We start from the raw sequence: 14,981 nt of genomic DNA, 5'->3' as shown, positions 1-14,981 counted from the left end.
TTAGAGCAGACAAGATATAACATTATTAATTCATCCCTATACTCTTCAAAAAAGAAAACCTCTATCACAAGATTGATGTTATTTAGTTGGTATTATTGAGTTGATAATACTGAACTTACTCTTTAAAAGTCAATACCTAATTTTGTCAAAAGATTAAATTAATTGTGAAAAAAAAGATAAGCTTTACAATTCAGACATAAATACAAAAATATTCTGGCAATTTGCCAATAGTATTTTGTTGTTTTGATAAAGATCGATCGATAATATTTATTGTTTTTGTAAAGTACAACAATTCCGAAGATCTTTTAATAAATTTATTAAATGTCGTCTTCGGACATCTTTATTTAGCTTCACCTCCACTATTTTGTGGTTAATACCGATTTATTAGTTATTTCAACTTAGAAGTCAATCGGGAAGAACTAGAGAGAATAGACACAATTGAGAACAAAAGACTATGAGATTTTTCGGCGTTGTTAAAAAAACAAGTATTGTAGCAAAGGGAAAGGTGTTGTAATCAACTAAATTTCTATACCAAACTTGTACTTGTTAATCTATCAATCCGATCTTTGTATAATTGTCTTGATGCTATTCATCTGCGGTAATCGCTCAACACCATTAACCTATCTGATGGATAGATTTTTTGTCTTTTTTCTAAATTTGTCCGAACCCTTGTCAATCAAAAAATCCACAAAAATTTATACGTTAATCTTCAAATAATTTAAAAGTTAAAACATAAATATTATGTTTTGTTACAAAAACAACATTTGTCTGACTATCAAACATCAATTTAACTAATTTCTTAATCTTTTATTCAATCAACTCAAACCAATGGAAGTAGATAAATATACTCAGATAGAGCCACTCGCTCAAAATTATGAATCAGAAGAGGGAGGATTAAATTTAGCTGGTTTCAAAGACAAGATTCTGCGACAGATTCATGTTGTCTTGGGAATCACTATTGCCATATCTTCTTTAGCTTTTTTAAAAGCAATCAACCGTACACCTACTTATCAAGCTGATTTTGAAATACTTTCAGAACCCGTAACGATTGAAACCAAAGTTACTTCTTCTGGTGCACAGTCACGGGAAACTAGGGAGGAAGTTACGGCAGTTACTTTAAACGAGGTACAATTAAAAACCTTAAAAAGTCCTCGGATTATTGCATCGGCAGTAGAGGAGCTTGAAAACAAATATCCAGGAATAAACTACGGCTCTATTATTAACACACTGTCTTTAACCGCTAATACAGAAGGAACGATTTTAGAAGTTCTCTACAAACATAGCGATCCCGAACAAGTCGAAGATGTTTTACAGGCTCTCACAATAGCTTATTTAGATTACAGTTTGCAAAGAAGGCAATCTGGAATTAATCGAGGACTAGAATTTTTAAATCAGCAAATTCCTAAGATACAAGCTACAGTTGATGAACTCAATCAACAATTACAACAATTAAGAACAAAGCATAATTTTATCGAGCCAAAAATTCAAGGTACTCAAATATCTGCAAGAATTGATAACTTAATTGTCAAGCAAATTGAACAAAAATCTCAATTAAAAGAAGCTCAAAGACTAGCCAATCTTGCCACAACAGAACTAGACAGACAGTCTGCTACCTCCACTACCGCAATGGAAATTGGGACTAATCGATACAATCAATTACTAACTGATTTAAAACAGGTAGATCATCAAATTGCCCAAAAGTCCGCTATCTTTTCGCCTCAAAGTTTTGAAATTCAAACTTTACAGGAACAGAGACAGGCTGTAATTGCTTTAATAGATCGAGAAAGAACCACGATTCAACAAAAAATTAATAATCAAATTGAATTGCGACAAGAACAATTTGATACTGTTAGTAAAGAAATTACAACTATGCAACAAGAACTTCAAGAATGGTCGGGGGTTACAAGAGAATACGAAACTATCGAGCGACAAATGACAGTAACAGTAGAGCAGTTAAACGAGCTTCTAATTCAAAGAGAAGCTTTACGATTAGAAGCTGCTCAAAAAGAGGCTCCTTGGAGATTACTTACTCCAGTAAGAGAAGCGCGTTCTGATGCTGCTAGTAAGATTAACTATGTAATTTTAGGCTCGTTTTTGGGCTTATTAGTTGGGACGGGCGCAGCACTCATCATAGATCAATATCAAAATTTGGTTTACAATTCCCATGAAGTTAAAGAAATTACCAATCAACCCGTATTAGGAATTATTCCATTCGATTCTTCTAATTTCAATCATTCCGATAAAAAATTACCTTTTCAAAAAATAATTAATTTAGTTCAACCATCAGAAAAAGAACAAAAATCATCGCAAATTCAACTCTATCAAGAAAGTTCTCCTTTAAGCAATCTTTCGACTCCATCTATAGAAGCTTTTCGGTTTTTAGGAGCTAATTTAAGTTTGTTTGAAGTCAAACAACAAAAATATATTCGTTCCTTAATCGTTACTTCTGCAATTTCTGGTGAAGGAAAATCTACTGTAGTAATCAATCTAGCCCAAGCAAAAGCTGTAATGGGAACTAGAGTCTTGGTTGTTGAGGCTGATATGCGTAGTCCTACCAGATTGAGTAGCAGCATGATGTCAAAACCACATTATGGTCTTAGTGATTTTTTATCGTGTGATGATATAAGTATCAAACAAATTATCAAAAAATCTTGCTTGGAAAAAAACTTATTTATAATATCTTCTGGAAGTATCAGTCATAATGAAGATACCAGCAAACTGTTAGCCTCGCCAAAAATGCGAATTTTGATGGAACGACTCAAGCAATATTTTGAGTTAGTAATCTACGATGTGGCTTCAGTTGTTGATTATGCAGATGTCAGTTTACTTGCTAGCAAAACAGATGGAGTTATGTTCGTCACTGGTTTGGGTAAGCTACAGGCTTTAAAATTAAAAGAAGCAATGGATCAATTAAATATATCAAGAATTCCTGTTTTGGGTGTTGTGATTAATAAAGTGACTGCCAATATATAGTAGAGACGCGACTCCGCGTATAAGGTTCTGAACTTGTTTCAGGACACAGTACCTCAAATAAGAGGTTTCTACGACTCGGTGACTTAGTTAATTTCACGCCTATTAGTTTTTGAGCAAACCCTAAATAGATTTTTCTTGGCACTGGATCAAACCCCAAAAAAATTCTATCTATAGTCTAGCAATACGCAAGAAAGTTAGGACATTTTTTAAACTGCTACATGAAACACTTGCTACTAAAGAAGCCAATCGTCTTATTGTCCCGACCTAAATCTTGTATGGCTATATCTGCTCATTGACTACTCCCCATGCGTGAACGCAGGGGATTCCTCGACCAGAAAAGTAGTCGAGTTACACTGAAGATGAGGATTCCATCTCACTCCAGAGGGTCTAGCCATAAGACCGACTACTGGGATTTCTCCCAGATACTTTGCGCGGATATTGGAACAACCAACCCCGTCTCTATGCCATCTAAACCCGCAAGAGCATCGATACTCTCTGTTTTTGGATTTATTTTTTTGGCGACAAGATAAACATTCTTGGCTAGTGTATGCTTCGCTAATCAACTCTGTTTTAATTCCAGCTTTAGCACACTTATACTCCAGCTTTTGACGGATAGAGCCAAAACTCCATTGATGAAGTTTTTGATTAGCCTTTTTTCCATAATCAATATTTTTTCTAATATCTCGCACGTCTCCTATAACCAGCGTTTGAACACTTCTCTTTTTCAGTGTTGAAACGGCTTTACTGGTTAGTTTATGTTCAATATCTTTGATTTGATTCTTGATTTTGGCTAACTGTTTTTGCTTTGATTTGATTAGCTTTTTCCTACGTTTACTACCTCGTTTCTTTTTGTCTATTAGCTTAGATAATTGAGCTTTAAGCTTATTTTGATACTGTTTTTTAGAACGCAATAAACGCCCATTATAAATATCCGTATCAACCCCATCAGTTATTACCATTGGGTGAATTTCCCCCAAGTCTACAGCAGCAATTTTCTGAGATTTTTCTGCTGAGATTTTGGGTTGCGAATAGCAAGCTCTTAGTTCGTAACATTGAGCGTTACGATTCCATCCCATTTCTATCTGTTTGGGTCTCTCCCACTGCCATTGGACGATTAAAGGTTGATTTCCTTTGCCATTTGACAATCTAAGTTTGCCATCTTTAAGAGTGATAGCTGATGATTTCCAAGTGACTTTGTAAAACCAACGTCTGCGTCTTGGTGGTTTACTATTGGGGTCTAGTTTCCTTCTACTCCTCCATGATTTCAAAGAAGCATAAAAAGATTGAGTGATAGCATCACTTGTATGAGCATGAAGCAGAGGCGACATATGCCAACGCTCCATAGTATAGCCAGATAGCCAAACATCTTTTTTACGAACTGTACGCCAAAAACTAACCAAAGTTCTTGAATACAATTCACCAGCAGCACGAGCTAATTCGTCTAGCTGTGATGTTTTTCCTATCTTAAGTTTTCTGACTATGTACTGTGGCATGATACCATTAGATGGCTTTGACTAATATAATACCATGCCTCAGTTTAAATCCAACAACAATATTGTGTATTGTTGTAAATATCATGTTGTTTGGTGTACCAAGTATAGAAGAAAAGTTCTAACTGAAAAAGTTGATATTAGGCTTAAAGAATTGCTGAAACAAATAGCAAAAGAAATCAATGTAGAAATATTAGAAATGGAAGTAGGAGACGAAAATCACGTTCACTTATTATTGTCTCTCGACCCTCAATTTGGAGTTCATAGAGCCGTTAAAAGGTTCAAAGGAGCGACATCTCGATATTTAAGATTAGAATTCCCTTGGCTTAAAAAACGATTACCAAGTTTGTGGACAAATAGTTACTTCGTTTCAACATCAGGAGGCGCACCACTAGCTAAAATCAAAGAGTATATTCAAAATCAAAAGCGTAGCGAGAAATAGGTAGGGAATAAATTCCCCACGCTCACCCCATTGATGAATCAAGGGGCTTGCGCTCTAAAAGTTTTTCTCGGTCATAGAATTAGCTGTAATATGTTAACTAACACCAACTTGCGTTCATAGACGTAACTTCGACAATCTTCGGATTCCAAGATTAGTAGCCGTTTTACTCGAGAAAGTAAGATTTTAAAAATTACGCTTTAGATTGCAAGTTGGTATAAGTAGCGTTCGGTCAGTTAATGAGAATCTTACTGGTAGATGACGACGAACAATTAATGGAGGTTTTGGCGGACAAGTTAATAGAACAGCATTATGCGGTGGATATTGCCAATACTGGAGATATGGGTTGGGAATTTGTGTTGCTGTTCAACTACGACTTGGTGGTGCTAGATTGGATGCTACCTGACATTGAAGGGGTAGAGTTGTGTCAGAAAATCAGAGCAGAAGGCTATGAAATGCCTGTAATGTTATTGACAGCACGCGATCGCAATAGTGATAAAGTAATGGGGTTAGATGCAGGGGCAGATGATTACGTAGTTAAACCATTCAACTTTGACGAGCTTACCGCTAGAATTCGCGCCCTCTTACGCAGGGAAATTCATGCAGCTTCCCCCATATTGCAGTGGCAGGAGTTGGCTCTTGACCCCAAAACCCATGAAGTCAAATATCAAAAGCAGCTTTTACGCCTGACTCCCAAAGAATATGTTCTGATTGAATTATTCATGCGACATCCCCAGCAGGTATTCAGTCCCTCAGCAATTATAGATAGTCTTTGGGCGGGAGAAGATCCTCCTGGGGAAGAAGCAGTGAGAACCCACATTAAGGGTTTGCGTCAAAAGCTCAAAAAAGCTGGTATGGCTAAAGATACCATTCAGACTGTTTATGGTGTTGGTTATCGTCTCAAAGCAGAAACTAAAACAAAAACCCCATCAACAGATCAAACACCCGATAAATCTCAGCAAATCGCTGATGCGTGGTTACAGTTTAAAGATGTGGCATTTCAGAGATTAGCTATTCTGGACAATTTAGCTTCAGCATTCACAGAAAATACAGTTATTCCAGAGTCTTATCCAGAAGCCAAAAGTGCTGCTCATAAATTGGCGGGTTCGTTGGGTGGTTTTGGTTTTCCCAATGGTTCAAAAATTGCCAAGAAAATTGAGAAATTATTAGAGAATGACTTGGTGGAGCAAGCTGAGATTCAACAATTTACAACCTTAGTAACCTCTCTTCATGATGAGCTACAAAATCAGCCTTTTGCTGCAAAAGTTAGAGCAGCACTGGGTAATAATGTTTCACTATTAATTATCGATCGAGATAGAACATATACCCAACAGTTGGTCACAGAAGCTTCCCAAAAAGGCATGAAACCCCAAGCTACATTTAGTCTTGATGAAGCTAGAGAAAGTATTCTTCAAAAATTACCCACAGCAGTTTTACACGCAATTACTTTTCCCGATGGCGCAGATTTAGACTTTTTAGAGGAGTTACATCAACAAAAACGACAATTACCAATTGTCATTATTACAGAAGATGCCCAATTATCAGATCGTTTGGAGATTATCCGCAAAGGCGGTAGCTTAATCTTACAAGCACCTGTAAAACCTAGTATGGCAATTGATTCTGTAGCTGAACTGATCCAGAATAGCAGTGGTGCTGCTAAGGTCTTGATTGTGGATGACGATCCTCAAGTTTTATTATCTTTAGAAATATCTCTGCAACCTTGGGGTTTCGATTTAAAAACTCTTAGCGAGCCACAACAACTATGGGACATTTTAGAAGAATTTAAGCCAGATTTACTGGTATTAGATGTGGAAATGCCCCAAATCAATGGTCTTGAACTATGTCAATTACTTCGCAGCGATCGCCGTTGGCAACGTTTACCAATCCTCTTTCTTACTGTCCATCAAGACGAAAAAACTCAACACCAAGCCTTTGCTGCTGGTGCAGACGACTATATCTGCAAACCAATCATTGGCTCAGAACTCGCAAACCGTATCTTAAATCGTTTACAAAGAAATCGAATTTTGAAGTCTTCATAAAGCCACCTGGTCAAGAGTCAGGAGTTGTTAATTTTACAGGAAGAATGACAGGGGATAAAGAAAGTATTCAAGTTAGAACTAAAAAATTTGCCGTTAGAGTAGTTTTTGCCTATACAGAAATTCTCAAAAAGAGTACGTACAATGATGCAGTAGTAGTATTAGCCAAGCAATTTTTACGAGCAGGAACAAGTATCGGAGCTAACTGTAAAGAGGCTATTTCTGCCCAATCGACAAAAGATTTTATTCATAAGTACGAAGTAGCCCTAAAAGAAGCAAGAGAAACAGAATACTGGATCGAAATAATGATTGATACAGAGATAGTACCTAAACAAAGATTTAGATTACTACTTCAAGAAATAGATTCCATAATCAGAATATTAGTAGCAACAATCAAATCTTTAAAAACCAATTCCTGACTTCTGACTCCTGACTCCTGACTCCTGACTCCTGACTTCTGACTCCTGACTTCTGACTTCTGACTTCTGACTTCACTAAGCCATATTTTGCGGACAGTAACCCAATTTCTCGACAATTTGCTCTCTAAAGATTTCGATTTCTTCTTTTTCTGGTTTACCGTAGGCAACTATAACCACTTTGTAGCGATTCATAATCTTAACTGGCGATTCTCCTATTTCTAATCTTGCTAAAGCGATTGTGATTATTGGTGTTGGTTGATAGGGGAAACCGAGTTCATTCAAGAAAGCTTGCAAATTTTTCACTCGGTTAACACCAATAGAGTCTTTTAGCTTAATTTTAATTAGCCAACGATCGATGAGATTAATGACTGCTACTGAGTTTAACATTGATTGACAGCGATCGCGTAAATGCTCGATTACTTTGAGAGTAAGACTAGCATTAGAAAAAGAGTATAGATATTCTGTGTGAGTTTTCATGATTTTTAATAATTAAGACACTTCTAAACAAACGGGGCTTACAAGATGGCGAACCTGTGTCGCCATAAAGCTTCTCTCAAGTACGCGGTTTCATTCTTTTTTGTCTAGTCGCCTATATTGCTAGAGAATTATTGGTAGTATCTGAGGCTGTGGAGTTCCAGCTTTTTTTGCTAGAGAAATTGCTTCTGCTGAAATCTCTAACTCTGAACTCAAAAAATCAATTAATTGCTCTAACATTCTGAATGACCTCAATGTTTAGTAAGCCTAAAATACGCTTGCCCAATAATTTAGAGAAGAAACTTGAGAAAATTGTGAAGAAAAATATTTTAAATTAAATGGTATAGGAAAACTATGTTTTGCTTATACATAAAGTCAGGAGTGTATTGTAAATTTATATTTAGAAAAATTGATATTCCCTAAAACTATTGGAAACTCTTGGTTTCAGAACAGATAAGATGTGTATTATGTTTTAATTGAATCCATCTACTGGTCTGATTATTAAGGTAGTAACTTAGAATACAGATAAATCATTTTGCTCTTACGCTTCAGACCTCAATAAGAGTTTGAATATCTTATATAGGTTTTTTTGTGTGTATTAATAACTTCATAGAACGTAATCTTTTAATTGTCGCGCCAGATACTTTATTGTCGGACGTAACTGCTTTAATGAGCCAAAAACGGCAAAAGAGCTTAGCTGGTTGTGTTTTGGTAGTTGCAGCAGCACAATTAATCGGTATTCTGACTCAAAGTGATGTTATTAAGTCAATTGCTCAAGGATTTGATATCACAGCTACAACTGTCGAACGGGTGATGAAGTCGCCAGTAATTACTGTAGCCTATTCGCAATGCGATGATATTCAATCAGTTTGCGCTGTTCTGCAACAACATTCAATTAGTTATTTGCCAGTTTTAGGGGATAGTCAAGAAATAATTGGAGTTTTGAGTGCTAAAAGTTTGTTTCAGTCTTTGGTGAATCAGAATAGCGATCTCGCCTTAGCAGAAGAAAAACTCGCCAAAAGCGAAAACTTACTCCGTATGATCGTTGAGTCTGAACCAGAATGCGTCAAATTACTGGATCGTGAAGGAAAACTACTAGAAATAAATCCTGCGGAGTTAGCTATCATTGAAGCTGATTCTCTTGCAGAAATACTTGGGAAATCGTTTTATCCTCTAGTAAATCCTCAACATCGTCAAGCTTTTATTGAGCTTACAGAAAGTGTTTTTGAGGGCAAATCTGGCAGATTGGAGTTTAAATTAACTGGCTTAAAAGGGACACCTCGCTGGCTAGAAACAAATGCTGTTCCTTTACGAGATGGGAATCGGATTACTGCACTGTTGGCAGTTACTAGAGACATCAGCGAACAGCAAACTGCACTTCGTGAACGCAAAAATACTGAATTGCAACTACAACAAGAACGGGATTTTTCTAAGGCAATTATTAATACTGTCGATGCGTTAATCGCCGTATTAGATCACCAGGGAACAATAGTTAGTTTTAATCATACCTGCGAACAAGTTACTGGCTATAGCTCTACCGAAATTAAAGGTCAGCAAATATGGGAAAATTTAGTTGCTCCTGAAGAAAAATCCACAGTTAAAGCAGTATTTGAACGATTACTTGCAGGAGAAGTTCCCAATCAATACACCAACTATTGGCTGGCTAAAGATGGCACTCGTCATTTAATATCTTGGTCAAACACGGCTCTTTTTGATGCTCAAGGAAAAGTAAACTTTATCATTGCCACAGGTATTGATATTAGCGAACAGCGTCGATTCTGGAATAAACTAGAACATCAATATCGACAGACTAAGTTATTAGCAGAAATTACCCGTAAAATTCGGATTTCCATTGATATTGAAGAAATTCTGCAAACTACCGTTACCGAAGTACAGCATTTATTAACCTGCGATCGCGTTTTGATTGTGGAGATACTTCCTAATAATACCGCACTAGCAATTAGTGAAGCGATTCTTCCCAATCTCCCACCCATGTTGGGTTATGAACTGGTCGATCCCCTTTTAATCGGCGAACAACTGGCAAAATATCGTCAAGGTGAAATCTTAGCTATTAATAATTTGGCAACGGCTGCCATTGCGACTGAAATTAAGCAACTACTAAAACAGTTTCAAATCCAAGCCAAACTAGTTGTTCCGATTCTTTCTCAAAACCAAATCAAAGGTTTATTGGTGGCACACCAATGCCATAATCCCAGAGAATGGCAAAAAAATGAAATTAGTCTACTAACCCAGTTAGCCAATCAAATTGGTATTGCTTTGTCTCATGCTCAGTTACTCGATAACCTCGAATCAATGGTAGCAGAGCGTACTGTTGAGTTAACCACTACCAACCAACTATTAAAAGAAGAAATAGCCGAACGGGAGCAAACAGAAGCAGCTTTAAGAGAAAATCAGCAAAAACTCACAGGTATTCTAGATAATGCCGATGAAGCAATTATCTCCATTGACCAACAGCAGCAAATTCAAATGTTTAATCGAGGTGCAGAAAAGATTTTTGGGTACAAAGCAACTGAAATCATCGGAAAATCACTAGATATTTTATTACCCGAAGTATTTCGCCAGATACACCGAACTCACGTCGATTATTTTAGTAAATCGGCACTACAATCCCGCACTATGGCAGAGCGTAACTCTAATGTCTCTGGTCTGCGCAAAAACGGAGAGCAGTTTCCCGCAGCAGCTTCTATTGCTAAATTAAAAACGCGAGAAGGACTGTTGTTGACAGTAATGCTTAAAGATATTACCGAGCAACAACAAGCTAAAGAAAAACTGCAAGCTTCCCAAGATTTACTCACAAAAGCGGAAAAAATAGCCAAAATTGGTAGCTGGGAATATAATTTTGCCCCTCAACAATTAGGTTGGTCAGAAGAATTATTCGAGATTTTAGGCTTTCCCAAAAATCGCTCTGTACCTCCTTGTGAAGATATTTTAAACCGTGTCTATCCAGCAGACCTTCTGTTAGTCAAAAAAACTCTAAGACAGGGACATCAAGAAGGAAAACCTTGGCATTTTAACTATCGTTTTATCCTACCCAACGGCACAATTAAATATCTAGAAAGTAGAGGAGAGCCAACAGTAAATAGTCAAGGCAAAGTTCTCAAAGTTTGGGGAACAGTTATGGATATTAGCCAACGTATCGAAGCAGAAAAATCTCTCCAGCGCAGCGAAGAACAACTAAGACTGATTACCGATGGGTTACCAGTTTTAATCGCTTATATCGATAAACAGCAGCATTATCTTTACAACAATCGTACCTACGAAACCTGGTTTGGCAGACCCCGCTCTACTCTTTTAGGACTTGAGATTGCCGACTTATTCTCCGCAGACGACTATCAAAAAATGCTGCCCTATATTAAAACAGCTTTATCAGGAAAAGTAGTCTCGTTTGAATTTCAGTCCACTAATGAAAATGGTCATCCCTATTGGATGAATGCTACCTATATTCCCGATTTTGATGCCAATAATGAGGTCCAAGGATTTTTCTCGATGATTGATGACATTACAGATCGCAAACAAATCGAACGAATGAAAAGTGAATTTGTATCTATTGCGAGTCACGAAATGCGAACCCCTCTGACTTCTATTTATGGAGTGGTTAAATTACTCAGCGCGGGACATTTGGGTGAACTTTCTCCCGCAGGAGTAAAAATGGCAAACATGGCTCTCAAAAATAGCGATCGCCTGATAAACTTAGTTAACGATATTCTCGATCTCGAACGCATAGAATCAGGCAGAGACCAAATTGAAAAACAACAGTGTAATAGTACCGAGTTAATTCAACAAGCCATAGATACTATAGGCTCAACAGCCCAGAATTATCAAATTGTGCTGCAAGATAACACCCCAGCTCTAGAATTTTTAGCAGATAGCGATCGCATCGTGCAAACTTTATCTAATCTTATTAGTAATGCCATTAAGTTTTCTCCTGAAAATAGTAAAATTTGGATAACTTGCCAACAACAAAATAAAAACATTCTCTTTACAGTCAAAGATCGAGGCAGAGGCATTCCCCACGACAAACTAGAAACAATCTTTGAACGCTTTCAACAAGTAGATGCTTCTGATTCTCGGAAAAAAGGAGGTACAGGCTTAGGTTTGGCAATCTGTCGTCACATTGTAGAGCAACATGGAGGTGAAATTTGGGCAGAAAGCATTTACGGCGAAGGCAGTACTTTCTTCTTTACAATTCCTCAACAATTTGAATAAATCTAATCTGGTACAGAGGTTACCGCAAATTGGTTGCAGAAGTTTCGCTGAAACGTATCTACTGTCTAATTAAAAATTCTTGTCTACACAATTAATTCATTTTTAGCGCAATAATTTTCAGAAATTTGGCTGATCTTAAACAAGACATTTACTGTTGTATTGTAAATTATAGAAATAATAAATTTTTTTAATATATTTGTTTGTCTTATAAAAAATGACTACTAAAACGAAACGTGTTTTATTCATTGATGATGAAGAAGACGTAAGAGCTTTGGCTTGTTTTTGTATCGAATTAGAAGCTGGTTGGAAAATGCTAAGTGCTTCTGGTGGTAGAAAAGGAATAGCGATCGCTGAAACCGAACAACCCGATGCTATTTTACTAGATGCGATGATGCCAGACTTAGACGGGTTACAAACCATCGCTCAACTTAGAGCTAACCCGAAAACTCAACAAATTCCCGTGGTATTTATTACCGCCAAAGCCCAAGCTAGCGATCGTCGTCGCTTCTATGCTGCTGGTGCTAAAGGGGTAATTAATAAGCCTTTTGATTCTTTAACTTTGGCAAGTCAAATTGCGGGATTTCTCGGCTGGAGTCAGTAAATAGCAAGCAGTTGTTATGTAATTGTAGTGCATAATTATTCAGATTTTCTTGGGATTTTTTTGACTTCTTCACAAGTTCTTCAAATTTAAAAATTATGATTGGGATCGAGTGAAAGAGCGATCGATTGGGAGGAATTTTGATAATTAAGGTAAAAAGCAGTTACGATCAGTTATGTAAAAAACTTTGTTTAACCAATTCTACTTAATAACCATCTGGAGTAAAAATAATCATGAAAATTGTTAGCACTTGTCCTTGTTGTTCCAGTCCGATGTTGCATCACTTTTGTAACCATCGAGAATATTGGTTTTGCCGAAAATGTTGGGAAGAAATGCCAGATTTGTCGGACATTAAAGAAAAAAATCAATTTTCTGAAAAGAGAGTTGTCAATTTATCAGCTAATCTGTTGAAACGCGATCGAGCCGTTGCTATTTAGATAACAAAATTGAATAAAGTTAATTAATTTGCAAGATGGGATATCCAAAAATGAATACTGAAAAAAAAGCCAGAAAAACAGTAGCAAAATCGCATCAGCAAGAAGAACACATTGAGCAAAATCTCTTAATCCGTTCTCAAGCAGAAATCAAACAAACTTCTAGCCAAAAAATAGAATTAGAAGCCAGAAAGTTAATGGTTGAACAGCAGCAAGAAACAGAACATCTAAAAGCAACTATGCTATCTCGCTCCAAAGCGGAGATTGACGAGAGGAAATGAGGGAAGCATATTCCATTTATCCTGATTATCCCGCTTGACGGGACGAATGGGGACTTCCGTGTTGACAATATTGAAGAATAAAATTCATTATAATTAGAGAACTAATGTTTAGGGGTGGGGAGTCATAAATTGCTAATTATAAAAACAAATCTGCTATTAATAATTAAATAATTAATAGTTGAGGAGACAGATATTGATGCCTGAATTTGTACCAGAAGATCGAGCGAATCGAGAAAAATTCAAGCAAAATCGCCTTAATTCCAAATTGAAAGAGCGATTAGGCTATTCAGGTATTTACTCTCAAAGAAATTATCAGCAATTTTTTGAGCAACTTTCTAGTCTGGAGCAAGAAAAACTACTTCAAGAATTTAAAATAGCTTACTATCAAATTATTACTGATTATTTTAACGATGAAAATCTAATTAATGAGCAAATCGATCGCTTTGTCGAAACAGCTTTTTTTGTTAATCTTCCCGTGGATAAAGTAGTCAAAATCCACATGGAATTAGTGGATGATTTATCTCGTAAATTAAAACTTGAAGGAATACAACCAGACTTTCTTAGCGATTATCGTCTAGCTTTAATTGATGTGATCGCTCACTTGGGAGAAATGTATCGCAGTGTGGTCAAAGAAACTTGTTTGATCTCTAATCTTGCTAGCTAGTTAGTGGTTAGTTGTTTTTGATAACTTTTAAGAAATTTTTGGGCTTGCTTTGGCTTGATGTCTTTTCAGATACGAAGTAAATAGACATAAAACACGACAAAACTTTATCAAAAAGCTTTAAGCTTTAAGCTTATGCCCTAAAGGACTCGCTACGCATCGCGCGACCGAAGGAAGTCCTTTAGGGAAGCGGTATCCTTTAGGACTAGGCTCTAAGCTAGAAGGGTTCCAGACCCCTTAGTCTACAGTTACGAGATGTTTAAAACTTCTTGTAACTGGCTTATAGCTTATAGCTTATGGCTTATGGCTTATAGCTTATAGCTAGGAGCGAAGCTCCTTTATTTTCTGTTGCCTTTTGTCTCTTGCCTCTTGATAATAACTAGCAGGTAGTTGTCAAAAATAAACTATCTAGTTTAGAAGAGGACATGGGGAACACGGAACAATGAAAACAATTAAGGAAACTTGGTGTTGCGTAGCTAATTGTGGTGCTTGTTGCAATTTAACTCCCGAAGATCGACCAGATTTAGAAGAGTATCTAACAGCAGAAGAGTTAGAAATTTATCTTGGTATGGTGGGAAAAGATGGTTGGTGTATTAATTTAGACAAAGATACACGAAAATGCCTTATTTACGAACAACGCCCTCGTTTTTGCCGAGTTAAGCCCGATACTTTTCAAGATATGTATGATGTAGCAGAAGCCGAATTTAACGAATTTGCGATCGCCTGTTGCCGAGATCAAATTAGTGGTGTCTATGGCAATGATAGTGTAGAGATGAAGCAATACAATCGAGGGGTTAGGGATGAAGAGTAAAGTAATACTAAAACCCACCTTCCGCACGTCAAAATGTAATACTTAGGAATTCAGGAACATTAAGCAGTTAATCCTTAAGAAATTCAGCCAAAATAATTGTTTTCGATATGGTTCGGAAATAATATGCTTAGAATGTAA

At 36.7% G+C, this 14,981-nt stretch carries 13 protein-coding genes; 10 read left to right on the top strand and 3 right to left on the bottom strand.

The genetic code is table 11. The features are described from left to right. Positions 1-828 precede the first annotated feature (828 nt). On the top strand, positions 829-2,973 hold the full coding sequence (locus tag H1P_RS03560; RefSeq protein ID WP_144864221.1) for a GumC family protein: 2,145 nt from the start codon (positions 829-831) through the stop codon (positions 2,971-2,973). Positions 2,974-3,269: 296 nt separating this feature from the next. On the opposite strand, the gene H1P_RS03555 is transcribed toward H1P_RS03560, so the two are convergent. Next, positions 3,270-4,466 (bottom strand): RNA-guided endonuclease InsQ/TnpB family protein, encoded by a 1,197-nt coding sequence (locus H1P_RS03555; RefSeq protein WP_144864219.1) that lies wholly within the window; start codon positions 4,464-4,466, stop codon positions 3,270-3,272. A 34-nt stretch (positions 4,467-4,500) separates the two neighbouring features. Between H1P_RS03555 and tnpA the strand changes: the two genes are divergently transcribed. The 3 genes from tnpA to H1P_RS03540 all read left to right on the top strand — a co-directional run bounded on the left by tnpA (position 4,501) and on the right by H1P_RS03540 (position 7,357). After that, positions 4,501-4,905 (top strand): IS200/IS605 family transposase, encoded by a 405-nt coding sequence (gene tnpA, locus H1P_RS03550; RefSeq protein WP_144864217.1) that lies wholly within the window; start codon positions 4,501-4,503, stop codon positions 4,903-4,905. 236 nt (positions 4,906-5,141) lie between these two features. Further along, on the top strand, positions 5,142-6,941 hold the full coding sequence (locus H1P_RS03545) for a response regulator (RefSeq protein ID WP_144864215.1): 1,800 nt from the start codon (positions 5,142-5,144) through the stop codon (positions 6,939-6,941). 44 nt (positions 6,942-6,985) lie between these two features. Then, entirely contained in the window at positions 6,986-7,357 is a 372-nt protein-coding gene (locus tag H1P_RS03540; protein ID WP_144864213.1) for a four helix bundle protein, read from the top strand. A 75-nt stretch (positions 7,358-7,432) separates the two neighbouring features. Here H1P_RS03540 and H1P_RS03535 read toward each other — a convergent pair whose 3' ends face one another. Together H1P_RS03535 and H1P_RS03530 are read right to left on the bottom strand one after the other, a co-directional pair. Then, positions 7,433-7,834: a hypothetical protein gene (locus tag H1P_RS03535; protein ID WP_144864211.1), complete on the bottom strand. Its 402-nt coding sequence runs from the start codon at positions 7,832-7,834 to the stop codon at positions 7,433-7,435. A gap of 120 nt (positions 7,835-7,954) precedes the next feature. Further along, entirely contained in the window at positions 7,955-8,071 is a 117-nt protein-coding gene (locus tag H1P_RS03530; protein ID WP_144864209.1) for a DUF2949 domain-containing protein, read from the bottom strand. 351 nt (positions 8,072-8,422) lie between these two features. On the opposite strand from H1P_RS03530, the gene H1P_RS03525 reads away from it, so the two are divergent. The 6 genes from H1P_RS03525 (at position 8,423) to H1P_RS03500 (ending at position 14,843) form a co-directional block, all read left to right on the top strand. Further along, positions 8,423-12,058, top strand: a complete 3,636-nt coding sequence (locus tag H1P_RS03525; RefSeq protein WP_144864207.1) for a PAS domain S-box protein — start codon at positions 8,423-8,425, stop codon at positions 12,056-12,058. A gap of 214 nt (positions 12,059-12,272) precedes the next feature. Beyond that, positions 12,273-12,659, top strand: a complete 387-nt coding sequence (locus H1P_RS03520) for a response regulator (RefSeq protein WP_144864205.1) — start codon at positions 12,273-12,275, stop codon at positions 12,657-12,659. 230 nt (positions 12,660-12,889) lie between these two features. After that, entirely contained in the window at positions 12,890-13,093 is a 204-nt protein-coding gene (locus H1P_RS03515) for a hypothetical protein (protein ID WP_144864203.1), read from the top strand. A 50-nt stretch (positions 13,094-13,143) separates the two neighbouring features. Beyond that, positions 13,144-13,371: a hypothetical protein gene (locus tag H1P_RS03510; protein WP_144864201.1), complete on the top strand. Its 228-nt coding sequence runs from the start codon at positions 13,144-13,146 to the stop codon at positions 13,369-13,371. Positions 13,372-13,567: 196 nt separating this feature from the next. Next, entirely contained in the window at positions 13,568-14,035 is a 468-nt protein-coding gene (locus H1P_RS03505) for a hypothetical protein (RefSeq protein ID WP_144864199.1), read from the top strand. Positions 14,036-14,474: 439 nt separating this feature from the next. Then, positions 14,475-14,843 (top strand): YkgJ family cysteine cluster protein, encoded by a 369-nt coding sequence (locus tag H1P_RS03500; RefSeq protein WP_144864197.1) that lies wholly within the window; start codon positions 14,475-14,477, stop codon positions 14,841-14,843. The last annotated feature ends 138 nt before the right edge of the window (positions 14,844-14,981 follow it).

It is taken from the genome of Hyella patelloides LEGE 07179 (genome assembly GCF_900659865.1).
Taxonomy (GTDB): domain Bacteria; phylum Cyanobacteriota; class Cyanobacteriia; order Cyanobacteriales; family Xenococcaceae; genus Hyella; species Hyella patelloides.
The sequence above is the reverse complement of the archived record's forward strand: the minus strand, read 5'-3'. Positions and strand labels throughout refer to the sequence as shown.

What these genes read in the sequence shown, in the direction of transcription:
- H1P_RS03545 (WP_144864215.1), top strand. Translation starts at nt 5,142, where the DNA reads ATGAGAATCTTACTGGTAGATGACGACGAACAATTAATGGAGGTTTTG.
- H1P_RS03510 (WP_144864201.1), top strand. Translation starts at nt 13,144, where the DNA reads ATGAATACTGAAAAAAAAGCCAGAAAAACAGTAGCAAAATCGCATCAG.
- H1P_RS03505 (WP_144864199.1), top strand. Translation starts at nt 13,568, where the DNA reads ATGCCTGAATTTGTACCAGAAGATCGAGCGAATCGAGAAAAATTCAAG.
- H1P_RS03555 (WP_144864219.1), bottom strand. Translation starts at nt 4,466, where the DNA reads ATGCCACAGTACATAGTCAGAAAACTTAAGATAGGAAAAACATCACAG.
- H1P_RS03500 (WP_144864197.1), top strand. Translation starts at nt 14,475, where the DNA reads ATGAAAACAATTAAGGAAACTTGGTGTTGCGTAGCTAATTGTGGTGCT.
- H1P_RS03535 (WP_144864211.1), bottom strand. Translation starts at nt 7,834, where the DNA reads ATGAAAACTCACACAGAATATCTATACTCTTTTTCTAATGCTAGTCTT.
- H1P_RS03540 (WP_144864213.1), top strand. Translation starts at nt 6,986, where the DNA reads ATGACAGGGGATAAAGAAAGTATTCAAGTTAGAACTAAAAAATTTGCC.
- tnpA (WP_144864217.1), top strand. Translation starts at nt 4,501, where the DNA reads ATGCCTCAGTTTAAATCCAACAACAATATTGTGTATTGTTGTAAATAT.
- H1P_RS03530 (WP_144864209.1), bottom strand. Translation starts at nt 8,071, where the DNA reads ATGTTAGAGCAATTAATTGATTTTTTGAGTTCAGAGTTAGAGATTTCA.
- H1P_RS03515 (WP_144864203.1), top strand. Translation starts at nt 12,890, where the DNA reads ATGAAAATTGTTAGCACTTGTCCTTGTTGTTCCAGTCCGATGTTGCAT.
- H1P_RS03560 (WP_144864221.1), top strand. Translation starts at nt 829, where the DNA reads ATGGAAGTAGATAAATATACTCAGATAGAGCCACTCGCTCAAAATTAT.
- H1P_RS03520 (WP_144864205.1), top strand. Translation starts at nt 12,273, where the DNA reads ATGACTACTAAAACGAAACGTGTTTTATTCATTGATGATGAAGAAGAC.